The sequence below is a fragment of the Occallatibacter riparius genome, from assembly GCF_025264625.1.
Classification (GTDB): Bacteria; Acidobacteriota; Terriglobia; order Terriglobales; family Acidobacteriaceae; genus Telmatobacter; species Telmatobacter riparius.
Window position 1 is genome coordinate 1,121,227 of sequence record NZ_CP093313.1, and the last position, 23,757, is coordinate 1,144,983.

13 protein-coding genes are annotated in these 23,757 nt (G+C 55.7%); 8 read left to right on the forward strand and 5 right to left on the reverse strand.

From position 1 onward, the window contains the following. Positions 1–429 precede the first annotated feature (429 nt). The 3 genes from MOP44_RS04475 to MOP44_RS04485 all read left to right on the forward strand — a co-directional run bounded on the left by MOP44_RS04475 (position 430) and on the right by MOP44_RS04485 (position 6,582). Positions 430–582: a hypothetical protein gene (locus MOP44_RS04475; protein WP_260794713.1), complete on the forward strand. Its 153-nt coding sequence runs from the start codon at positions 430–432 to the stop codon at positions 580–582. A gap of 229 nt (positions 583–811) precedes the next feature. Continuing rightward, on the forward strand, positions 812–3,751 hold the full coding sequence (locus MOP44_RS04480) for an FAD-binding and (Fe-S)-binding domain-containing protein (RefSeq protein WP_260794714.1): 2,940 nt from the start codon (positions 812–814) through the stop codon (positions 3,749–3,751). A gap of 638 nt (positions 3,752–4,389) precedes the next feature. Continuing rightward, positions 4,390–6,582, forward strand: a complete 2,193-nt coding sequence (locus MOP44_RS04485; protein ID WP_260794715.1) for an alpha/beta fold hydrolase — start codon at positions 4,390–4,392, stop codon at positions 6,580–6,582. A 204-nt stretch (positions 6,583–6,786) separates the two neighbouring features. Here MOP44_RS04485 and MOP44_RS04490 read toward each other — a convergent pair whose 3' ends face one another. Continuing rightward, on the reverse strand, positions 6,787–6,987 hold the full coding sequence (locus MOP44_RS04490; protein ID WP_260794716.1) for a hypothetical protein: 201 nt from the start codon (positions 6,985–6,987) through the stop codon (positions 6,787–6,789). Between the two features lie 504 nt (positions 6,988–7,491). On the opposite strand from MOP44_RS04490, the gene MOP44_RS04495 reads away from it, so the two are divergent. Beyond that, positions 7,492–8,634: a hypothetical protein gene (locus MOP44_RS04495; protein WP_260794717.1), complete on the forward strand. Its 1,143-nt coding sequence runs from the start codon at positions 7,492–7,494 to the stop codon at positions 8,632–8,634. A gap of 116 nt (positions 8,635–8,750) precedes the next feature. On the opposite strand, the gene MOP44_RS04500 is transcribed toward MOP44_RS04495, so the two are convergent. Beyond that, positions 8,751–9,452 (reverse strand): pirin family protein, encoded by a 702-nt coding sequence (locus tag MOP44_RS04500; RefSeq protein WP_260794718.1) that lies wholly within the window; start codon positions 9,450–9,452, stop codon positions 8,751–8,753. A gap of 36 nt (positions 9,453–9,488) precedes the next feature. Then, positions 9,489–10,088 carry an NAD(P)H-dependent oxidoreductase gene (locus tag MOP44_RS04505; RefSeq protein ID WP_260794719.1) on the reverse strand — a complete coding sequence of 200 codons (600 nt, stop codon included), beginning with the start codon at positions 10,086–10,088 and terminating at the stop codon, positions 9,489–9,491. A 556-nt stretch (positions 10,089–10,644) separates the two neighbouring features. Here MOP44_RS04505 and MOP44_RS04510 point away from each other — a divergent pair. Together MOP44_RS04510 and MOP44_RS04515 are read left to right on the forward strand one after the other, a co-directional pair. Continuing rightward, a complete protein-coding gene (locus MOP44_RS04510) occupies positions 10,645–11,202 on the forward strand; it encodes a YceI family protein (protein ID WP_260794720.1) in 558 nt (185 codons plus the stop codon). Positions 11,203–12,980: 1,778 nt separating this feature from the next. Continuing rightward, positions 12,981–13,139, forward strand: coding sequence for a hypothetical protein (locus MOP44_RS04515; RefSeq protein WP_260794721.1), 159 nt, complete (start codon positions 12,981–12,983; stop codon positions 13,137–13,139). A gap of 138 nt (positions 13,140–13,277) precedes the next feature. On the opposite strand, the gene MOP44_RS04520 is transcribed toward MOP44_RS04515, so the two are convergent. Next, a complete protein-coding gene (locus MOP44_RS04520; RefSeq protein ID WP_260794722.1) occupies positions 13,278–13,727 on the reverse strand; it encodes a DoxX family protein in 450 nt (149 codons plus the stop codon). 910 nt (positions 13,728–14,637) lie between these two features. Here MOP44_RS04520 and MOP44_RS04525 point away from each other — a divergent pair. Beyond that, the gene (locus MOP44_RS04525) at positions 14,638–21,024 is read left to right on the forward strand and encodes an AAA family ATPase (RefSeq protein ID WP_260794723.1); all 6,387 of its coding nucleotides are present in this window, start codon (positions 14,638–14,640) and stop codon (positions 21,022–21,024) included. A gap of 110 nt (positions 21,025–21,134) precedes the next feature. Here the strand turns inward: MOP44_RS04525 and MOP44_RS04530 are convergent, their stop codons facing one another. After that, the gene (locus MOP44_RS04530; RefSeq protein ID WP_260794724.1) at positions 21,135–21,893 is read right to left on the reverse strand and encodes an RNA polymerase sigma factor; all 759 of its coding nucleotides are present in this window, start codon (positions 21,891–21,893) and stop codon (positions 21,135–21,137) included. Between the two features lie 1,226 nt (positions 21,894–23,119). Here MOP44_RS04530 and MOP44_RS04535 point away from each other — a divergent pair. Continuing rightward, positions 23,120–23,752, forward strand: coding sequence for a response regulator transcription factor (locus MOP44_RS04535; RefSeq protein WP_260794725.1), 633 nt, complete (start codon positions 23,120–23,122; stop codon positions 23,750–23,752). Positions 23,753–23,757 lie beyond the last annotated feature (5 nt).

Genomic DNA, 23,757 nt, shown 5'->3' on the forward strand with positions numbered 1-23,757 from the left:
CGGCTGACAACCTCTATGGCAAATAGACCAGCGTGACGGAGAAGAGGGAATGGCTCCGCCTCGCCTAACGATGGCGACGACGATGACCGCCAGCCGTGCTTGTATCAAACGCGCCAGCAGCCAAGGACAGCTCCCTTCAGGCCCTTGCTACTTATCAACAGGGAGGAACCCCTGCAGCCGCGGCGCTGTGACACGACCAATCCAAGCGGTCCAGAAACTTTGTCGGAAGGGTGTCTGTGTCGTTCGACATTCGACAATTTCGCCTTCGACCCGGACAGTCGACACCCACTCTCACCCCTCATGATTTTGAATCAATCACTTCGCGCGCCACGGAGTTTGGCATGCGTGTTGCCCTCGAGAGTCCTTAGGGCAACGGCGGTGTTGACGTTTCGACCAACCAAGCCAATTCGGCCGCCCTGGAGGATGAACATGCACGACACACCAAATGAAGTCATGAATGCAGAGAACGTCGAGCAATTCGACATTTGGATCTTCGAGGCGGATACGCTGGTGGTCTCGGTTGTCCCGCACAGTGCGCCATTGAATGCCTCAATCGAAAAATACGAAGTCCGCGAGCAATGAGGGATTCTTTTCCCAGAGTTCCAACCACCCCCGATCGCGCGTGCACGGTCCCATCGGAACGAGCCTGCTGAATTCTTGTCGAAGATCCCTCTCATTGACTCACGGTGACCTCACGGCTACCTACCTGTTCTACCTCGTTGGGTCATTTTATGAATGTGAACAGCACCAACGTTTGTGGCGTAGGTACTGCCGCGGAACCCTCCAGCACCACGCCTGCGGGAGAATAAGAATGGAAAAGCTATTATCCGTCGACCCAACACGAATCGGACGCCCAGACGTTCCACCATGCTCGGACGCTATAGATGAAAGCCTGCTTGACGGAACTCCTGCGCGACTCAAGAGCGACCTCGTGGAACTACTGGGCGAAGATCTTGTGCGACACCGCATCACCGATTTGGTGCGCTACGCCTCGGATGCGAGCCCATATCGCTATGTGCCCAAAGTCATCGTGCAGCCAAGGAACGTGGATCACATCGCGTCCCTTTTTGCGTACTGCGTTCGGAATGGTCGTCATGCCACCTTTCGTGCGGGTGGCACAAGCCTCAACGGCCAGTCGCAGGGCGACGATATCTTGATCGACGTACGCCAACACTGGAGCGGGTGGGGGGTAGAAGACAACGGCAAACGCATCAGGTGCAACGTAGGCACTACTCTGCTTCGCATTAACGAGGCACTCAAACCGTACGGCCGCCGAATGGGTCCAGATCCCGCCAGTTTGAACGCTGCTACTATCGGCGGAGTCCTGGCCAACAACGCCGGGGGAATGCGATGCACCCCGGCCATCGACTCATACCATTCCATTGTCGGCATGAAGATCGTTCTCACTACCGGAACCATCATCGATACAGAAGATCCCAACGCTGAAGGACAGTTCGCTCGCTCCGAACCGCTGATGGCCGCAGGCCTCATGAGGATTCGTGAAGAGATTCTTGCCGATCAAGCCCTGTCCGATCGCATCGTTCGTAAATACACGATCCGAAACACCAATGGCTATGCCATGCACGCGTTCTTGGACGGCAAAACTCCGGTAGAAATCCTGCGGCGCCTCATGGTGGGATCGGAAGGCACACTCGGTTTCGTTGCTGAGGCTACTTTCACGACCTATCGTTTACCGAAGCGCACAATGGTCGCTTGGCTGCCGTTTGAAACACTCGATGACGCTGTCGCTCAGGTAGAAAAGATCGTCGCACTAGGTGCGTCTGCGGTGGAGCTGATGGTTGGTTCAATGATGACGGCGGCTGCGAAGGTGATGGAGGGAACGCCTGCCTATTGGAGGAACGTAGACGAGAAGAACGCGGTCTTGCTTGTCGAGTTTGGCCTGGACACAGACAAAGAGTTGGAAGATATTGAGCGTAAGGTGGACGAGGGCCTTAGCGCAGTAAACCTTTTGCAGCCGCTCGAATTCATTCGACAGGAGGAAGCCGTTGAGCTCGCGTGGCACATTCGGGATGGTCTTCTTGGCTTTGTTGGCGTCGCTCGTCCTCAGGGCACCAGCCTCGTCATCGAAGATGTCTGTTTCCCTCCACAGCAACTTGCGGCCGCGACGCACGATCTTACCAACCTGCTCGCCAAATATGGATATCAGCCTGTGGCGGCTGGACACGCCGCATACGGCAATCTCCACTTCACCATGCTTACCCAGTTCAGCGAGGAAGAGAGTCGCCAGCGCTATGACGGGTTCATGCGTGAGCTTGTAGAGCTTGTCGTAGAGAAATACGATGGCTCCCTTAAGGCGGAACACGGTACCGGCATCAACATGGCTCCCTTCGTTCGAAGAGAGTGGGGCGATAAGCTTACCGATCTGATGTGGGATGTAAAAAACCTCCTTGATCCTCATGGCATCCTAGCGCCCAACGTCCTGCTCAGCCACGACCCCTTGATTCATCTTAAGAATCTCAAGTCCTCTCCTGCGATTGAGGACGTTCATTTTGCAAGTCATTGCATCGAGTGTGGTTTCTGCGAGCCCGTTTGTCCCAGCCGCAATGTCACTGTCACGCCTCGTCAACGCATCGTGTTGCGTCGGGAGATGGCGCGGCAGCCAGAATGGTCCAAGCTACTTACAAAGCTGCAGCATGAGTACGAGTACGACGCCATCGAGACCTGCGCGGTCGATGGCACCTGTGCCGATGCCTGCCCAATGGGTATCAACACCGGCGCGCTCATGAAACACCTTCGTAAGATGGAACACTCGAGCACGGCGGAAGCGGTTGCCTTGGATATCGCTCAGAACTGGGGCGAGGTAGAGCGGCTGGCGCGCCTCGGAGTAAAGGCTGCAGACATCCTCCAAGGCATAACGAGTCCACATCTACTTACAGTCCTCACGGATGTGGTGCGCAGTGCGGTCAGCAAAGATCTTGTCCCGAGCGTCGCCGGCCCTATGCCGCACGCGGCACCTGCGGAGTTGCCGAAAACACAGCAACAAGGTGCCGCCGCAGTCTACTTCCCAGCGTGCATCAATCGCATCTTCGGTCGGGACAATAGCAAACCGGCCTTTCCGGCGTTGCCGGACGTTTTCGTCAAGATTTCCGCTCGCGCTGGTAAGCCGCTCTGGATTCCAGACGACGTCCGCGGCCTTTGTTGCTCCACACCTTGGAGTTCCAAAGGCTACAAGCAAGGCCAGACGTGGATGTCGGAACAGATGTGCGACGCCCTCTGGCGTTGGAGTGATGGAGGTAAGCGTCCCGTCGTAGTGGACGCCGCGTCTTGTACACTCGGCCTCAAGGAAGACATCCTCGAGCACCTCGATGACGAGCGCAGGGAAAAACTAAAACGCGTCACCATCATCGATTCGATCGCCTGGTGCAGAGATCTGCTGCCGGCACTAAACATTGTCAGACAAATTCCCGAGATCGTCGTTCACCCCACTTGTTCCACAACACATCTTGGCCTGAACGAATCCCTGCTGGAAATATCGAGAGCTCTTGCCGACCACGCGTCCGTTCCTCTAGGAACCACATGCTGTGGCACCGCGGGGGATCGAGGCTTACTGCACCCGGAACTCATCCACTCAGCCACCCGCGATACTTTGATCCAGATTCAGAGATCAAGCGCAGACACCTGCTTTGTCTCGGCCAATCGCACGTGCGAATTAGGCATGCGACAGACGACTGGAAGACTCTACGAGTCCTTTATCTTTGCGCTAGAAGAAGCAACCCGCGTCACAAATTGATGAAGAGGAGCGCTGGTGGCTCACCACGCTGACGGGCAATAAATAGCAGCAGACGGGCTATTGTTCCGCGATCCACCTTGCCGTAAAGTCGCCGACGCGCCCTTGTGCCCGTGCCGACTGCTGCTCTGGAATCTATAGAGCGCGTAGGCCGCTACACGATCAGGTGCCGAGAAGACGATCGACCTGAACTCGATGAGCGATTTGGCCTGCTGTCGGCATCCGAGACTCCTGTCGGGACGCCGGAAAAACACCTCTCGATCAGAGAAGTCGGGCTCCAGGCGACCCCAAGCTACTGTTCGGTTTTGAACAGTCCCAGGCGACCAGCGAACTCGCACGCTCGGTAGCTGTCGACGGACGATCTATATTTTCAACCGTTAGCATTATTCGAAGTGGTATCCAGATTGCTCCACTTGAGCTCAGTCTTAAAATTTTGCTTCACCTGGGGGATCCTTGCGAAAAATAGCCATCCTCGTTTTGTCGATCGTGAGTTATTGGTGTTCTGCTTCCATCGCCGTTGCGGAAAATTGCACCAATGGACAGAAGGTTGACGTCGGCGGATACGACCTGTGGATGCGCAGCCAGGGACAAGGAAGTCCGACGGTTGTTTTCGAAAGCGGCGGCGGAGAAGACTCAAGCGAGTGGTCCAGCATAGAGCCGATCATCCGCGAACGGGTAAAGTGAGGACCGTAGTTTACGACCGCGCGGGATTGGGAAAGAGCGACGCGAATCCGCGGCCCTACCGGGTCCAGGATGAGGCGACGGCACTTCGACGCGCTCTCGACCGATGCGATATAAAGGGGCCCATTATCCTGGTGCCCCATTCGTACGGAGGCTTTATCAGCGAGATCACCGCCTCAGAAGACAAGCGAGTCAGAGGTCTCGTAATGGTAGATGCGAACGTCCCTTCATTCTTTGACGATAAAGAAGCCGCGCTCATCTCCGCGCGCTATACGCCTCTAGCGAAAGATCTAATAAAGGAAAGACCCAACCTGGGCCGTAATCTGCTCCGGCAGGATCAGGCCTATCCGGCTACGGCACGCTACATGCGTCGCGTTCACGTACCGTTGGACCTGCCCGCAATCGATATCACTGCCGAGCACACCTGGGTTGACATACCTGCCGAGCTTTCGGCGATGCGCCGCGCGCATGCTGAGTTCGTCGCGGCATCCTCAAACCGTGTGGCGGTCTTTGCGAAAGGGAGTGGGCACTACGTCTCTCGAGACCAACCCGAGATCGTGATCAATGCTGTACTCCGTCTAGCTTCCCAAATACAACAGCAACCGTCGCCGCCGAAGCGCTCGGCGGCGATAGCACTTGCGCAATCCCACTCGCCCGTGCAGACACCCCGCGGCATGGCTGAAGTTAAAGTAGCTCCGGATGAACCCTCTTTCTCGAAGGTGGATGCGCTGATCCGTGACTACGTCGGTAAAGGCGTGCCGTCCATTGCGATCGCAGTCACGCAGCACGGAAGGATAATCTGGGAGGAAGCAGTTGGATTGGCGGATCGTGATGAACGTATCGCTGCCACGGTCGACACCCCCTACTATCTGGCTTCCGTCTCAAAGACAATAACAGCGACGGCTCTAATGAAATTGGTACAAGACGGTAAAGTGAGCCTTGATGCGCCGGTCAACGACTATTTGGGCGAAGCAAAGCTGACTAGTCAGACATGGAATCCGGCAGATGCGACGATCAAACGGATGGCAACCCATACTGCGGGACTCACCTCTTACGACCGCAGTTGCCTGCTAAACGATGCTGAATGCAAGACTGACGCAGCTGATCTGATTCAACGTTATGGAGTGATCGTATGGCGGCCTGGTGACCAATTCGACTATAGCAACGCTGATTACGGGATATTAGGCGAGGTCATTGCACATTCTTATCGTGGCAACTTCGCGGGAGCGATTCAGAAGAGCGTGTTTGAACCTCTGAGGATGAACCATTGCTTCCTAGACAACGATCTGAAGAAGATGCGCTCGGCGGCACTTCGTTACGATTCCTCCCAATCGGAGCGCTCTAGTCCCCCTCAGCGTTCTTCAACGCCAGGTGCATCCGCGATCTATTGCAGCGTCCGTGATCTTGCTCAATTCGGCATGTTTTCACTGAAGGATCATCTTGAAACTCAGAAATCAATTCTTTCGGATCATTCGATCGACGAGATGCAGAAGCCGCTTGTCGATACGGATGACGGCGGAAGCTACGGTCTAGGCTGGTGGATTCAAAGCGATCTAAACGGATATCGTGGTGTTTTGGCGCAAGGGGGAACGCGCGACGCGACGGCATATCTCCAGCTCATTCCGTCCCAGGATATATCGGTAGCTATGCTGTGGAACACTGGGACAAGCGATGGCAGCGAAGTTATGGAACAGGTTCTGGCGGCACTCCGGCCGCCTGCTCAAGACACCGCGAGTCACACTTCCGCTTCCGAAGTTCCCTCACAATCCTCTTCTACGAAACCACTACAACCGGTGATCGGTACCTGGGTTGGGCTGGTCCACACCTATAAGGGAGACGTCCCGCTAACTATAGTCATAGATCCTTCAGGCGGCGGTTCGGCGCAGCTGGGCCCCGAGCCTGTAGTGCACATTCCTCATTTTAGATTCGCTGGAAACGCGGTTAAGTGTTCTCTATCCGGATTTCCGGGGTTGGGCGACACGGGACCGGATCCTTATGACATCGATTTCAAGCTGTATGCCGTGGGAGAAGCTCTTGTTGGAGCAGCAAGAACCCAAACACGACCGCCTTCGGAAGACACGTCCCAATTGTTTTACAGTGTGAGGCTGCAAAGAGCTGCTTCCGGTGACGGTAGAAGCTCGTCATCTCGTTAGGCGCTGCAACCTGCGGTCAGGTCCCGCCGCGCAGTTGGGCCTATGGGTTTATTCCAGGTGAATCCTCAACCGAAACTGCTGCTAACCGCTTGGCGTCAGGCTCCGATTACGTTTAACCGGAGTCGCCAACACACCCCCTCGAGCCGTAGAGAGGCTAGAGAGGGTCGTGCCTGCGTGTACAACGCCTAATCTAGTGCGGCGGCATTACGGCCTTTTATGCGGTTGGTGTTGGCAGATCCAGACGGAGCCGAGTTGGGCGAGCACGGCATCGCTTCTGCGAATGCAGTCCCATGCGAGATACACGCGGGCGAGGGATTCCTGGTGGAGATACTGGGCGGCTTGGTAAGTGTCTAGTCCGCCATAGATGTTGGTGTCCGTGCTGTAGTTCGGGTCGTGCTTTCGCATCGTGCTCCTTCAATCTGCTGCGGAGCCTGAGGGCATTGGGGCCGAGCGCTTTGGTGGCCGCGATGCTCGCTATCTCTGACAGAAGCACGGATTGCGATCGGATTGATAAGCCCGATTGCGTCTATAGGTACTCGGGGAAGTATCCCGCGATCCACCTTGACGTAGAGTCGCCATGTCGCGGATGTGATGGAATTCGGGTCGAGACCTAGACCACCGGCAATGCGCAGTCCAAATGTTCCTTTCCACAGACGACGCCGCCAGCAGGCAGGCACACGTCAATGAGCGGTAAGGAGTGTTCGTGACAGTTGAGCCCCGGCCACCGTAGGAGGCTGATAACTATGGAGAGGAGAAAAGCTCTCGAGGCGGCGTAGTTGCCTGCAACCCAACATCGAGCTAGACTCGTGATGCTCGCGATTGTCCCCTTCGACGGCACCATCCTCGGATATCTGGCACGGAGGCAAGCCGAGAGTCAACTTCCTCCTGGGGACTTCAGGAGGGCATCCCATGTCACGCATATGCTGGCCACTCTGCGCTCTGATGTGCGCCGCCCCGGCGCTCGCCCAAACCGCCCCCACTCCTGTGGCGTACGTCTATGTGGGTTCGCCCACCGCAGGCATTTTTGTGTATCACGCCGCCGCCGACGGCAGCTTGTCCTGGGTCGGCGGATCGCCCTTCCAGACGATAGGACTGGGCGTGGGCAGCATCGGGAGCTACTTCTTCACTTTGGGAACCTACAACATCCACATGTATCCGGTGGCCGCAAATGGGGCGCTCGAAAAGCAGATCTCGCAACTCGACACGCGGGGTTACGCTGGAAGCGACTGCGAGCCAACGTGGGGCCGGGCCGCAGTCCTGAACCACACCGGCCAGGACCTCTACGTGATGCTGATGAGCGGGAATTGCGCAACCTATCAGAGCTATGCCATCAACAAAAGAGGCGGCACTCTTACGTTTATCGGCGCAGCCACGAATTCGGTCTATTATCCCTACACGGGTTACCCGGCAATCACCGGCGACAACCAGTATGTCTACATCCCCACGGAGTGGAAGTCGTACCTGCTGCAGGGAACTCTCATCTATGGATTCCGGAGGGAGAGCAGCGGGGCGCTGGCGAACTGGAGCTTTACCGAGACCGACGCTCCGCTTGAGGACGGGCGGGTGTGGACGCCCTATCTGATCGCCGAGGACCCGACGAACCACGTGGCCGTAGCGCTCGCCCAGTACGGCTTAACCACGATCAGGCTGGCCAGCTACACCGAGGACGCGCAGGGCAACCTGAGCACCACGAACACGTACGAGAACATGCCGATTACCGACGTCTTTCCGCAACAGATCAACATGTCTCCGGACGGGGCGTTTTTGGCCATTGCCGGCAACGAACCCAATCAGATCGCGTTCCATGGGACAGCGGGGCTGGAGATCTACCACTTCAACGGATCCGCGCCGCCCACCAAATACAAGGTCCTGACCCAAACACCGATCGATGAGATCCACTGGGACAAGTCAGGACATCTGTACGCAGTCAGCAACTCGACCCAGCAGCTCTTTGTGTACTCGGTCACGGCGGCAGGCACGAATGCGGCCCCGGGATCCCCCTACAAGTTGCCGGCTCCGAGCCTCGATTCCCTGACGGTCGTCCCGAAATGAGAGCATGAGCCGCTCTCCCAATCGGCTGATGTGGGCTCTCCGGGCCCCACAGACTTTTAGACGGGCAAGACCTTCGCTGACCCGTTTTGCAATTATCGCTGACTTGCAGGTTGTTCTTACGCCAGATCGAACAGCATGATCTCACTCATGTCATCGTTGCCGATGATGACGAGTTCGTCTTCGTCGCTTGCCGCTACCGCATCACCTGTCTTCAGTTCTGCACCATTCACCGTTACGCCGCCGGAAATCACCTGGAGCCAAGCATGACGCTCTCGTTCGAGCGTGTATGCGAGTTCGCGGCCCTCCTCCACCACCGAAACGTAGATTTTGGCGTCCTGGTTAATCCGCGCCACACCGTCCCCGCCTATCGGGCTTGCAATCAAGCGCAGCCGCCCCTGCTTCTCCGCCGGATCAAACTTGAACTGCTCGTAGCTTGACGGTGTTCCCGTGCTCGCCGGCTGGATCCAGATCTGCAGAAAGTGCACCGGCTCAGTCTCTGAGCCGTTGAATTCGCTGTGCACCACGCCCGTGCCGGCGGACATTCGCTGTACCTCATTCGGTCCCAGCATCTCCTGGTGGCCCATGCTGTCTTTGTGCGCCAACGAACCCGACAACACGTAGCTGATGATCTCCATATCTCGGTGTGCATGAGCTCCAAATCCGCGTCCCGGCGCCACGCGATCCTCATTAATGACACGAAGGCTACGGAAACCCATGTGCGCAGGATCGTAGTAATCGGCGAAGGAGAAGGTGTGATAACTATCGAGCCAGCCGTGCTGGGCATGGCCCCGTTCGTTGCATTTGCGGAAGGTAAGCATGGTGGTCCTTTCAATGAAGTTTTTGCTGCACGGCCCTTAGAAGTTGCGGGCCCGCTTGGCGGCCCGGGCAAGTTCGACGAGACACCGGCCTTGGTCGTGGCTGCGTTCGTAGCCACCATCGCTTTCTCCCGAACGCGACAGCGGCGTAGCCATCACTGACATCCCTTCGCGCAGCAACGCCGCCTGTAAATCCGCTAACGCCGCGCTCCCAAGAGAACTCTCGAGTCGGGATGCAAAGGCACCGCCGATGCGGGCCTTCAGCGTACCTCGCGCCGCAAGCCATTCCAGATAGGCACCCAGTTCCGGGGAGGTGACACCCGGGGCGGCCGGAGTACCGAAGGCGATTACATCTGCCCACTCCGCATCAGCCGGCCTTGGCGCGGCGTACTCCTGGTGCATGCGGCCGCGGGCCTTCTGCCATGCCGCGTCTGCCGCGATCCGCTCCTCCGGAGCGATATCCCGCGCCCGGCGCAGCTTGATACTGGCACCCGCCTGCACAGCTCCCTCGGCAATCCATACGGCCAGACGCTCGGTTTCACCCCCGCGCGAGTAGAACACCACCAGGAGGTTCACATCATCCACGGACATTGGCGATCCTTTGCATCGGATCTCTGTTGCAGTAGCGTGGGTACCCACCCGTGAGCAATAGATCCATCGTGAGGATATTTCACCTGCTCATCCCCCTACCTGTAGTTTTCGCTAGCGGCTACGCCGAAGCCTCTACAATGACTCGAATCTTTGCGGCTGCGGTGCGTGACGAATCAACCGATGGGATTCGGTGTATCCCTGCACGGTTCTAGACCTGCACATTTCTACAGCGAGTCGTAGATTGCGAAAGCTTAATCTGAGGAAGGTGCGATTCCGATTGTTTTTTTGATCGCACGGATTATTCGGAGGGCCTGGACATCTTTTATCGCGAAGCCGGGCCACGAGACGGCGTCGCTGTTCTGCTCTTCACCTTTCCAGCATCGTCTCGTATGTTCTGCAATTCAGTTACTGTGTTTCGGATAATTATCACGTTGTCGCCCCCGAATCTTCCTGGATATGGCGAGAGCCCTCGCGGTCTGACAAATGGTCTTGAAGATTCCTTGGAGCAATTCCCGAACGCGTGACAACCAAGAATATCCAGAACGAAGACGCCCAAGTTGAAGTCATAAACAAGGGCTTTCCAAAAATGAAAAGGAGCCACGCCATGGCAACCACCACTTCAAATCCCGCAGCTCTCAGTACCTGGAAACTCGATCCCGCTCACTCATCCGCCGAGTTCAAGGTGAAACACATGATGATCTCCAACGTTAAAGGCAGCTTCCACAGCCTCTCTGGAACTCTGACCGAACACCCCACCGACAAAACACTATCTAGTATCGACGCAACCATTGATGTCAGTTCCATCACCACCTGCAACGCCGAGCGCGACGCGCACCTCAAAAGCGCAGATTTCCTCGACGTCGCTCGTTACCCGGCTATGACTTTCAGCTCTTCGAAGGTCCAGCCAAACGGCGACAGCGGCTACTACGTCACCGGCGACCTCACAATTCACGGCGAGACCCACCAACAGACCTTCGTCGTCGAAGGCCCAACGGCTCCCGGCAAAGATCCCTCGGGCAACACCCGAATCGGCCTCTCCGCCACGACAAGAATCAATCGCAAGGACTATGGTCTGAGCTGGAATGCAGCCCTCGAGACCGGCGGCATTCTTGTCGGCGATGACGTGAACATCACTATCGAAGCCCAATTCCTCAAGACGTAACTAGCCTCGCCGCCAAAGCCATAGCTCTGCGGCATGGTTCCCCGTGCCGCTTTCCCTTGTTACTCTCTCCCCAGTTCCCGATTTCTTGCCAATACTGCTGCACCGAATATCGTCTGGGCGGACTCATTGCCTGTACGCAAGGAACAGGAAGTCGAAGGTCCACCATGTCGCTTCGCGCGGTCATCATGGTGGTGCACGGGGCGCCCAGGGGAGTTCTGGACGGCAGCCCTGCCGACTATCCCGGACCTGCAGAAGACCGCGAAGTGCGGGAGCCGCGATCCAGGTCAGCCCGGCTCTCCACGTCTTTCGGCAAGTGCACACTGGGTAGGGAACCAAGATCTCTACAGCGATTACGGTGTTCGTGAACGCGGACCTCTTCTGCTTGGACGGCGGTCTCATTGGACGGCGGTCTCAAACGTCCGATCGTTCTTGAGATGACGCGGTTCACGCGGCACGATTCTTGAACCCGTGGGCAGGGATGAAAGAAGACCGGATACGGGTCCAACGGGCCAGCGAAGCTCCGCCGCGGGCTCCCACTATCCAATAGCAACACAGGAGCAATCGACTATGACCCGAAGCGAGAACAGCAAGACTGACGTCAGCAGTTCAGTACAAACGCTTTGCTATGCGACCTTGAGATCTGTAAGAATTCCGGGCAATCGTCGAGCGCACGCACCGCGTTCTTGATGCTCTCTGAGAAAGCTTTGTAACCGACGCGCTCTCGTCGGAGCCTCCTGGTGCTGGCGCCACGCTTCCTCGATGCGTTCGGACCAATACTGGCAAACGACACACTCGAGAAATATCTCGTCATCTATGCCGGCTATACTCTTTTGGCCAGTGTGAGTCCTATCCGGATCGATTGAGTTGAGATCTGCAAGTTCCAGGTGGGCCGCACATGAGTCTCGTCTTGCATCCATATTTACGCTCCAATCTCTTGATTATTCAGGGCGATCGTCTCGCGCAATGAACTCGGGCACAATGCTCCGCTCGTCGCGGCATAGCGCATTCGAGTCTTAGGGAAGTTCTCTTCGCGCCCTCGGAGGCACCCAAGCCATCAGGACTCCTTTAGGCCACAGCATTGCAAGTCGCTTGCCGTTCACAATTGCCGGGCAAGAGTCAGACTGCCCTACCGGCATTCGCGTTTGTTAATACCGACTTCGCAGATGACCAATTAGAGAAAATGGTAAGAGCGCAGAGGTACCCTAAGAGGCAAATCGATGATCATCCTCGGGACACGAGGGTTTGGCACTTGCATCAGTGATGAAGCAGACGTAGAAGAGTGTCGGCCAGAAGGCACATGATGGAAATGTGTCGGCCTCGTTGGGAGACATCCACACCTTGCCGTTCTACTCGGTAGGTGCCGCACATTGACGTGAACTCTTGCAAGACTGCAGAGCAGGCTGAAGTCGCAAATGCAGACGCTACTCGTAGGGATCTCGATGTTTAGATCTGAACGCGGCATATCGCGAAAGTGCTAAGGGAGGGCTAGAGGGCAAAAGCAATAAGCTCCTCGGTAAGCCAGTTGAGACTGCGACCGAGATGTAGCGTGGCACCCCTTACCCCAATCTGTACCAAAACATGCGTTGAAAGCCAAAGTAGCGCTTCACGCTAGATACGAATAGACAAATTTCTGGCGCTAACACGAGAGACAAAATGAGACGCTTCCCGAGTGGTATGAGAATTGCACTTTGTACGTGTGCTAGCGAGTGAATGGCTGCCACTGCAAATGCGCGCGGCTCAAACGTTCTCGAACGTGCTTGGGCGGAAGGAGAATCGATATGCCTGATGAGTTCCTAACAGCTATGACACCCGGGAACGTCGATGGTTTTGACATATGGATATTCGAAGCGCGCGATTTGGTCGCGTCGGTTGTTCCTCTTCAAGAGCCTTGGCGGGCGACAGTAGAGAATTATCAGCTCGATGAACCCGCAGATTGAGTCGCCCATCGCATCTCCGCTGTTGAAATGGGCGCATCCAACGGATCAGGTCCAATTCCATCCGAATCTAAGTAGGGACTGAATTGCTGCATCGATAATCCGCGTACGGTTGCGGATTGCGCTCGCCCATGACCGATGTCACCTCGTCAGCCAACCATCGATTGATAGCGCACCACTGCCCTTAAGGGCGATCACCATGAGCACGGCCAGAAGAAGCACAAAATATTCAATGCCTTCTCCTTTTTTTGACCCAAACCAATTCTGCGTCCATCCGTCTGGCAGATGGACAATGAGTGCTCCGGCGAAGACGAGGAAAAGCCCTGAGGCGGCGATCCTTCCTAGAAAGCCTGCAAGAAGGGCGATGCTTCCGAAAGATTGCACGATGATGACGAGCCACGCCACAGACTTGGGAATCTTCTTCGCAGTGATCTGTGCAAGCGAGCTGGCGATGCCCCGGGGTCCAAAATTGGGGCTGCTAGACCAACCCAAGAGTTTTTGCAAGCCGTAGGGGAGCACGATCAGCGCCGCGACGACTCTCAGGAAGGCGTAAATATAGGTGTGATTGGTCCGTATAAGTGTGCTGATCATTCGGAGTTGGAATCATCCATGAAAGGGTGTTTTGCCGATCGAAATCTTTCACTGCAATTCAAAGAGAGGTTATCGCTAAGATGAAGGGACCTCCAAGCGGCGGCCTAATGCCTTCGTGAGGCTAGATTTGAACAGAATCGTCATTTGGGGAATTACCTCCAAGTACCTAGGCATCGTCTATCTTTGATCCGGAGCCTGTTCTCTGGATGCGATGGCCCCTTTGGTGGTCTGCTCGCAGGACCTGTCAGTCGAGTTCATCGAGCCGGCGCGGACTCCCGTGCGACTGCGATCTTTCGCCGTTGCCATCATATCTACATTCCGACGAGTGCCTATCACCACCATGCATTACCGCCCGAACGTACTGTACGGCGAGGACGGCGCCCCCAATTACGGCGCCCACCGCCTCTCCAATTCCGACGCTTTATGGGTGGAACCTAGGTTCCTGGCCTTCCAGACGTGCTTCAGATCCATTGGTGTTCCTGCAAGCGCTTTGCCAAATCACTATGTGAGTTCGTCACGGAGGGTAACGTCGCATTTGCAACGCCATTAGCCGTAATCACCTGATAACGATAGAGCAGCATCCTCGCAGGTGCGTCGATCTGTGTCGCGCCAGAGACTTCAGGTCGAGGCCGTGACTTTTGAGAGTCTCTTCGTGTGGATGAACGAATGGCCCCAATAGGTTCTCCGAGGATTGCCGAAATCCGCGAAGGGAAGCTGGATGCGAGCGCGGTCCAGGGGCGGCTCGAACACCTGACGAAATAAATGCTCCAACCGAAATCGCTGAATTTGCAGGGACATACAGGAGCACCGAAATGAGCTCCCATTTGCTGGTTTACATCGATATCGCGGCCGGGTTTTAATTTGTCCGAGGCCGGTGTCCGACCGGTCTCGTAAGGGCCCGGAGAACCTCTTGGATCTCACAGATTTTGCGTTCGAACCGCTCCGCAATAGTCATGAGGAATTCGCTCTTTATCGGGGTCGCGCAAGACAATCAGAAAGACCCTCAGTTCTCCTGCTAACCCCGAGCTCATCTCGCCCTGCGCGCGAGAGCCTTAAGAAATTGGAGCATCAGTATTCGTTCCGCGATGAACTTGATGGTGCGTGGGCGGTACGTCCCCTTGCTTTGTCCAAATACAAAGAACAACAGGTGCTTGTACTCGAGGATCCAGGTGGCGAGCCGCTGGATGGGGTTATCGAGGGACCAATGGAAATGTTGCAGTTCTTGCGCTTGGCACTCGGACTCGCAAGTGCGCTCAGCCACTTACATAAGAGAAATGTGATTCACAAAAATGTGAAGCCAGGCAATTTCCTTGTTGATTCCTCGACCGGTCACGCCTGGCTCATGGGCTTCGGGATCGCTTCACGGCTTCTGCGTGAACGTCAGTCACCTGAGCCTCCCGAGTTTATCGCTGGAACGCTCCCTTACATGGCGCCCGAACAGACGGGACGAATGAATCGTTCGATCGATTCGCGGAGCGACCTGTATGCCTTCGGCATAGTGCTTTACGAGATGCTGACCGGTAGTCGGCCCTTCACCGCTTCGGACCCGATGGGATGGGTACATTGCCAGATCGCGAGGCAGCCGGTACCGCCGCACGAACTGCAGAATGCGCCCCGTGCTGTTTCTGCGATCATCATGAGGTTGCTCGCCAAAACTCCCGAAGAGCGCTATCAGACCGCGGCCGGCGTGCATTGTGATCTGCGACGTTGTCTGGCTGAATGGGAGTCTCAAGGTCGCATCCAGGAATTCGTTCCCGGGAAACAAGACACCCCGGACCGGCTGGTGATTCCTGAGAAACTGTACGGGCGGGCGCATGAGATCGAGACTCTGCTCAGCGCTTTCGACAGAGTTGTAGCCGGTCGCAGGCCCGAATTGGTGCTGGTTTCCGGATATTCAGGCATCGGAAAATCCGCGCTCGTGAACGAACTCCATAAACCACTGGTTCCACCGCGGGGCCTTTTCGCGTCGGGCAAGTTCGACCAATACAAGCGCGATATTCCTTATGCCACTTTAGCGCAGGCATTTCAGAGCCTTATTCGTCCACTCCTTAGCAAGAGCGAAGAGGAGCTGAGTAAATGGCGCAAAGCCCTGCGAGAGGCGTTGGATCCAAACGGGCTATTGATCGTGGACCTCGTCCCGGAATTGAAGCTCATCATTGGTGAACAGTCACCAGTTCCTGAACTTCCGCTGCAGGCGGCGCAGAGCCGGTTCCAGCTCGTGTTCCGTCGATTCATCACCGTATTCGCGCGGCCGGAACATCCCCTTGCGCTCTTCCTTGACGACTTGCAATGGTTGGACGCTGCGACGCTCGATCTGATGGAGGACCTGCTGACCCGAACAGATCTGCAGCATTTGATGTTGATTGGTGCCTACCGAGACAACGAAGTGAATTCCGCTCATCCGCTGATCCGGAAACTGGAAGCGATGCGCCGATCCGGAGCAATATTGCAGGACATCGTACTTGCACCCCTGGCCCTTGAACACCTCGGACAGCTAATTGCGGAGTCTCTCGGGTGTGACCTGGAGGGCGCCAGCCCCCTTGCGCAATTAATTGAGACCAAGACTGGTGGTAATCCGTTCTTCGCAATCCAGTTCTTTTCTGCACTTGCCGAAGAGGGGCTGCTCACATTCGATTATGACGACCAGCGCTGGTCTTGGGACCTGAACCGCATCCATGCCAAAGGTTACACCGATAATGTGGTGGATCTCATGGTTAGGAAGTTGATCCGTCTGCCAGCCGAAACCCAAAAGGCACTACAACAACTTGCGTGCCTGGGCAACAGCGCGGAGTTTGCCATACTGCGGATCGTTTACCACGACTCGGAGGAGGATTTACACGGCCAGCTTTGGGAAGGGGTGCGACAAGGCCTCATCTTTCGTTCGGAAGAATCCTATAAATTCCTGCACGACCGTGTCCAGGAAGCTGCCTATTCCTTGATCCCCGAAGAATTGCGTGCGGAAGCTCATCTTCGAATAGGCCGGCTGCTCGCGGCGTATACCCCCCCGGAGAGGCTTGAAGAGGGGATTTTCGAGATTGTCAATCAGCTCAACCGCGGCTCTCACCTCGTCACGTCAACTGAAGAGCGTGAGCGAGTCGCTAAATTGAATTTCATCGCCGGCAAGCGCGCGAAGGTCTCCACAGCGTATGCCTCGGCGCTCAGATTGCTCGCAGCTGGCCGGTCATTGCTGACTGATGAGACCTGGGACTCTAACTATGATCTGATCTTTTCCATCGAATACCTTACGGCTGAGTGCGAACTGCTGACGGCGGATATGGCGGCAGCCGAAGATCGGCTTTCGATGTTAGCGCAACGTGCGAAGAACGCACACGATATGGCGATTGTGACACGTCTGCGCCTCACGCTTTACACCACTTTAGATCGGAGCAACCGCGGCGTGGAGCTCTGCCTCGAGTACCTTCGACACCTCGGCACCGATTGGTCCCCGACTCCGACGCGCGAGGAGGTAATGCGCGAACATGATCGAATTCGGTCTCTGGTGGGAAATCGCCAAATTGAGGAGCTCGTCGACCTGCCGTTAATGACCGATCCGGCCATCCTCGACGTTCTGGACGTGTTGACCGAAGCCGTGACGCCGTCAATGTATTGCGACGAGAATCTGTTTTCGCTCGTTATCTGTCATATGGTGAACCTGAGTCTCGAGTATGGTAACTGCGACGGTTCATGCTTTGCGTATGTGTGGTTTGCCGTCATCGCCGGGCCATATTTCGGCGAGTACAAGGACGGATTTCGCTTCGGGCGGCTTGGCTGCGAACTGGTCGAGAAGCGTGGGCTAATTCGCTATCAGGCCCGAACCTATATGTCTTTCGGAAACATGGTCATCCCGTATGCGAGACATGCCTTGGAGGGGCGCGAACTGGCACGTCGCGCCTTTGATGCCGCCTACAGAATCGGCGACCTTACATTCGCTGCTTATAGCCGCACGAAGTTGATAACGAACTTCCTGACAGTAGGAGATCCTCTCGCCGAAGTCCAACCGGAAGCCGAGAAGGGTCTCGAGTTCGCGCAGAGCGTGCGGTTCGGCCTCGTTATTGACCTCCTCATTCCACAAGTCAAGATTATCCAGACTCTCCGAGGTTTGACACCGAAATTCGGCTCCTTTGATGATGGGAGTTTCGATGAGAGTGAATTCGAGCGGCATCTGGCCAGTAATCCGACTTTTGGGTTACCGGAATTCTGGTATTGCTCTCGAAAGGTGCAAGCTCGCTTCTTTGCTGCAGACTACGCGACGGCAGTCAATGTAGCTTTGCGGGCTCAACGACTGATTTACACTTCCCCGTCACAACTCGAGACAGCAGACCTTCGCTTCTATGGCGCACTTTCGCACGCGGCATATTTGGATTCCGCATCGGTCGACCAGAGACCTCAGCATCTTGAGGCACTCACCGCTCACCACAGAGAGCTCAAAATATGGGCGGAGCATTGCCCGGAGAATTTTGAAAACCGCGCAGCTCTCGTTGGTGCCGAGATCGCACGCATCGAAGGTCGTATTCTCGACGCTGAGCAACTCTACGAAAAGGCAATCCGCTCAGCGCGGGAAAACGGCTTCGTCCACAACGAGGCATTGGCGAACGAAGTTGCTGCGCGGTTCTACATGGAACGTGGCTTCGAAAAGATCGCCTACGTCTATTTGCAGGACGCTCGCTACGGTTATCTTCGTTGGGGCGCAACTGGTAAAGTACAGCAACTCGATGCCCTATATCCTCGCCTTAGGCAATCAGAATCTGTCCCAGGCAGCTCTGGCGCCATCGGCACGTCGGTCGAACAGTTGGATCTCGCTACCGTAATCAAAGTGTCGCAGGCGGTCTCGAGCGAGATGGTTTTGGAGAAACTGATTGACAGCCTTATGCGGGCGGCTCTCGAACACGCTGGCGCCGAGCGTGCACTCTTGATTTCCTCGGCTCAAGGTGAACTGAAGACCGAGGCGGAAGCCACCACAGCCGAGGGTAATGTCGTGGTGAACTTGGGAATTGATGCTGGCATTGCAGCTGCGATACCGGAGTCACTTATACGATATGTGATGCGCACTCGTGAGAGCGTAATCGTTAAGGATGGATCGTCTCCGAATCCATTTTCCGTCGATCCGTATATCGCTCAGCGACGGCCTCGCTCCATTCTCACAATGCCATTGATCAACAGAGGCAAATTGATCAGCATTCTCCATCTTGAAAACAACCTGACACCTGATGTCTTCACCCCTGACCGCATCATCGTATTGAAACTGCTTGCGTCGCAGGCGGCAATTTCCCTTGAGAATTCGCGACTCTACCGCGATATTGAATCTCGCGAACGGAAGATCGGGCGATTGATCGATTCGAATATTATCGGAGTCGTCATCTGGGATATGGATGGACGGCTTCTCGATGCCAATGACGCATTTCTCCGTATGTTAGGGTACGACCGCGAAGATGTGAAAGCGGGGCTGCGATGGTTCGACATGACGCCTCGGGAATGGCAAGAGGTCCACGCTCGCTACGAGGCCGATGAACTTGCGGCGACCGGCATGATGCAAGCCCGTGAAAAGGAGTATTTCAGGAAGGACGGCAGCCGTGTGCCTGTCCTGATTGGAGCCGCTTGCTTCGAGGACCAGCCCAACCAAGGCGTTGCCTACATCCTCGATTTGACACGGCAAAAGCAGGCTGAGGAAGCTCTGCGGCGGAGCGAAGCTCATCTGACGCAGGCACAAAGACTCGCCCACGTGGGAAGTTGGGTTTGGCAGGTTGCCGGACCGAAGGTGGTGCATCTATCGGAAGAATGCTATCGCGTGTATGGTTTCGATCCGCACGGCGGCATTCCCACCTGGCAGGAGCGCCTAGATCGGGTTCATCCGGAGGACCGGGCCAAGTGGCAAGCAACAATCGATCGAGCAATTGACCAGAAAGCGGATTACGAGATGGAGTTTCGGGTTTTACCTCCGCATTCAGCGGTCCGGTACATCCATTCTGTCGGCAGCCCGGTTTTCGGTCCGTCCGGTGAGGTAGTGCAGTACGTGGGCGTCGATATGGACGTGACCGATAGGAAGCAGGCTGACGAAGCATTCCGTCACATCGTAGTGGGCACGGCGGCCACCACAGGCAGTGACTTCTTCCAGAGCCTGGTGCAGCATGTGGCTCAGGCGCTGCACGCCCGATATGCCTTTGTAACGGCCTGCGATGATCAGAAACATGCCCGCTCACTTGCCTTCTGGAAAGGCGACCATTTGGGGGAGAACTTTGATTGGGATATAAGCGATACGCCCTGCGAGAAAGTGCTCCATGGGGACGTCTGCCACTACAGGCAAGGGCTGCATATGTTCTTTCCTCGCGATAAGTTCTTGGCGGATTGGCGCGCAGAAAGCTACCTCGGCGTTCCGATGCTCGACGGCGGCAACCGCGTCATTGGCCACATCGCAATCTTGGACGACAAACCGATGGAGGCCGACTCGCGTGCCATCGATTTGCTTAAGATCTTCGCTTCCCGTGCGGCGGCTGAATTGAAGCGGCAGAAGGCCGAAGACGAACTACAGGCCGCCCTCGAAGAGCGGGAGAGAATGCGGGAAGAGCTCTCCCATCTCGCACATCTGAACAGAGTCAGCACGATGGGAGAGCTCACAGCCTCGTTGGGACATGAGATCAAGCAGCCAATTGCAGCCGCATTGACGGACGCAAAAACCTGTTTGCGATGGCTTTCTCGCGATCAGCCCGACGTTCCAGAGGCACGGGATGCAGCGTCGAGGGTCGTCAAGGATGCGACCCACGCAAGTGAAATCATCAATCGGATCGGCTCGCTGTTTAAGAAGGGTCCTCTTCAGCGCGAGTTGATCGAAGTAAATCAGCTTATTCAAGAGATGATCGCATTGTTGCGCATTGAAGCAGACCGGCATTTAGTTGCATTCCATATCGAATTGAGTGAGGGCCTGCCTAAAATCAATGCGGATCGCGTCCAAATACAACAGGTTCTTATGAATCTGATGCTCAATGGGATCGAGGCTATGAAGGACATAGGCTATGTCGGTGAACTCACGATCAAGTCGCAGAAAGAAGGCGATGCTCAGATCTTGGTCTCGGTCCGCGACACCGGTGTGGGACTATGCCCAGAATACGAAAAGCAAATCTTCAATGCTTTCTTCACTACGAAGCCGGGGGGTACCGGCATGGGACTAGCCATTAGCCGGTCCATCATCGAGTCGCACGGCGGCCGACTATGGGCAACTTCGAATGATGGAGCGGGAGCGACCTTTCGATTCACGCTGCCAATCGAATCCAGCATAGCCGGAGCTATGGTAAGCGGGACTTGAGATCTAGCCGAAACGCATAATTGAACGCCGCACCATGTCGATGCATCATCTTTGCGAACACTCGGCGCGCAGAGATACGGGCCAGGGGGCTCCTGATACTGCAACAGGTCTTAGCCGCCGCTTGCGGGCTTCGCGAATTGGCTCTTCAATGCCTTGCTCTTGCCAGAGTTAACCTCTTCCATTGCCGAACGAATCCTGAGCCGCGCCCGCAGAAGGCGTGACTTGGTCGCCGCCACACTGATGCCGATTGTATCGGCTATCTCTTGCATTGACTTTTCGTGAGCGAGGTGCTGGATCATGACGCTGCGATGAGCGGGGGGAAGACGTGTGACGGCTCTCGACAGTTTGTCATGGGTCTGACGTTCTTCGTAGGCCTGTTCAGGATTTGGAGATGGATCGGGAAACTCCCGGATCTCCCATTTGCGTTCTTCGTTTCCTCGCTGATCACACGGCACCTCGGGACGCGACCTTCTTCTTCGTAGGAGCATCAACGCTGTATTGATTGCGATTCTGGTCAGCCAAGAGGAAAAGCGGCAGGTACCCCGGAAATACCCCAGATGAAGGTACGCCCTGAAGAATGTATCTTGCACGACATCTTCTGCATCTTCCCGATGTCGCACAATTCTGGATGCAACCTTGTAAAGTGACTTCCTGTAGCGACCGCACAATTCCGCGAATGCGAGTTCGTCAGAAGATCTTGCGGCTGTGAGCAAATCCTCATCTGATGCCAGATGGTAGTCGGACAGTGGTGAAACCTCACTCGGTCCGTTCTTTAGGTCCGATAGCGATGAATCAGCAATGGGTGCGTAGCCATGATTTGTCATGATTGCAACGAATTGAATATCGGACGCCGAGCGCTCTTGGTCCATGATGTGTTTTCCTCTTTGGCCATGGGGATGGATTAGGAACTTACGGTCGCGCTCCGATGGGAGTTCTGGAGCGACTGCGCATGTCTACGCTACCGACGTGATCCGGTGACTGCGCTGCGGACGGTCCAATTCACGAATGCGAATCCACACGGGCCACCAATCCGTTTCACATCGACCTTGGCATCGAAGCTGGTTTGCTGCCAGAGACAAACCTCCGCCACATTCAGGGCAAATGCAGTTCAGGATCGCAGATCTCAGCCCTTCGTTCGGACGACGCGGGGCTTCTATCCTCAAGAACGAATCCTGTGTAAACATGCGGTTACCCCCTCCAAATCAAGAATTGTGTTCGTTGCGGAACGACAATCTGGAATGCACGCGATGTTCCATTTGAATCGCGTCCCCAAACCGACGCTGGAACCCCGCTCCTAGGATCCGGGGTTCGAACTCTGTAAAGGGTTTAGGTCGCGGTCAGATTCGACTTGATTGAAGACTTCATTTGTTGGAGTCGCCAGTTGAATGTCACCAATGTCGATCTAACGACACCAGTTGTAAATCGGTGACGCGTCGCGTTCTGGGGCGTAAAGCTGCTCGGGGAATTGAAGTTGCTGCGGATCGGAGCGAATGGCAGAAGCGAAACGAGTAAGCGAGAGCTAATCTCAATTGGCCATTCCTAGACCTGAGGTACGGGAGAACCTCGTGACGCGATTCACTCGAGAAGTCTCGCTTGGCATCGTGTGCGACCCTAGTGATCCTTTCTATCCTTACGGATTGAGATCGAAGCCATCCTCGATTGGTAGCGTGAACTGGAGGACCGCACCTCTCCTGCTACGCACATCCACGCGGATGTCGTGCCAGATCGATCGATTATTGGAATGCGCAATTGAGGCGGCCGTCGGGCTGCTCTTCGCCGGAGGATGAGTCCACGATTCCTGAACGTTTGGCTCGCACAGTTCATAGGTCTTTTGAATGGTGATGTGTCGCCGCTATCGCGTCTTCGAGGTGACGGTGTCATCAGTTTGTTGCAGGTAACTTGTTGACTTCAAGCGGCCTCGGACTGACCATTCGAATTTGCTATAGAATTAAGGAGTGGGCGTCGCCTGGCCCATCGCTGCAGAAATCGCCTCAAGGTGAATGGGAAAGCACGCCGTATACAGTTCAGGGTGGTTATGGGGTGGAGTAGCCGCTTCCTCCAGTAACGTGTCCGAGAGGTACCCCAGAGGGCGCAAATGGCATCTGCAGCTGCTGTCCCAACAGTGTACATAGTTGACGACGATCCTCTTGTACGTGCGTCGATCCAGGGACTTCTTAAGTCCGCCGGTTTGCACTCGATTGGATTCGAAACAGCGGAACAGTTCTGGCGAGAAGCGGCGACGGATGGTCCCAGTTGTCTCATCCTCGATGTGAGCCTTCCTGGGATCAGCGGTCTCGATTTTCAGCAACAGCTTCGCAGCGCAGGGCGGTCGATTCCCATCATCTTCATCACTGGACATGGAGATATTCCCATGTCAGTCCGAGCCATAAAATCTGGTGCATCGGAATTCCTCACAAAGCCTTTCGGAGACCAGGATCTGCTGAATGCGGTCGAACAAGGTCTGGCCGGCCATTCGATCAGCCTGAGAGAACATGCCGAGATCTCGGCCCTCGAAAAGCGATACGACGATCTAACGCACCGAGAGAAAGAGGTATTGGAATTGGTCGTTTCGGGAATGCTCAATAAGCAGATAGCCGCCGAACTAGGAATAAGCGAAATTACGATCAAGGTCCACCGTGCTCGCGCAATGCGCAAAATGCGCGCTGGTTCTGTCGCCGAACTCGTCCTGATGCGAGAGAAGCTACGACACGCCCGTCCATCACATTGATTCGC

Bases quoted from the DNA above. Each gene is read 5' to 3' on its own strand.
- MOP44_RS04515 (WP_260794721.1), top strand. From the start codon at position 12,981: ATGCCTGATGAGTTCCTAACAGCTATGACACCCGGGAACGTCGATGGT.
- MOP44_RS04530 (WP_260794724.1), bottom strand. From the start codon at position 21,893: ATGGACCAAGAGCGCTCGGCGTCCGATATTCAATTCGTTGCAATCATG.
- MOP44_RS04500 (WP_260794718.1), bottom strand. From the start codon at position 9,452: ATGCTTACCTTCCGCAAATGCAACGAACGGGGCCATGCCCAGCACGGC.
- MOP44_RS04520 (WP_260794722.1), bottom strand. From the start codon at position 13,727: ATGATCAGCACACTTATACGGACCAATCACACCTATATTTACGCCTTC.
- MOP44_RS04490 (WP_260794716.1), bottom strand. From the start codon at position 6,987: ATGCGAAAGCACGACCCGAACTACAGCACGGACACCAACATCTATGGC.
- MOP44_RS04475 (WP_260794713.1), top strand. From the start codon at position 430: ATGCACGACACACCAAATGAAGTCATGAATGCAGAGAACGTCGAGCAA.
- MOP44_RS04535 (WP_260794725.1), top strand. From the start codon at position 23,120: ATGGCATCTGCAGCTGCTGTCCCAACAGTGTACATAGTTGACGACGAT.
- MOP44_RS04480 (WP_260794714.1), top strand. From the start codon at position 812: ATGGAAAAGCTATTATCCGTCGACCCAACACGAATCGGACGCCCAGAC.
- MOP44_RS04510 (WP_260794720.1), top strand. From the start codon at position 10,645: ATGGCAACCACCACTTCAAATCCCGCAGCTCTCAGTACCTGGAAACTC.
- MOP44_RS04495 (WP_260794717.1), top strand. From the start codon at position 7,492: ATGTCACGCATATGCTGGCCACTCTGCGCTCTGATGTGCGCCGCCCCG.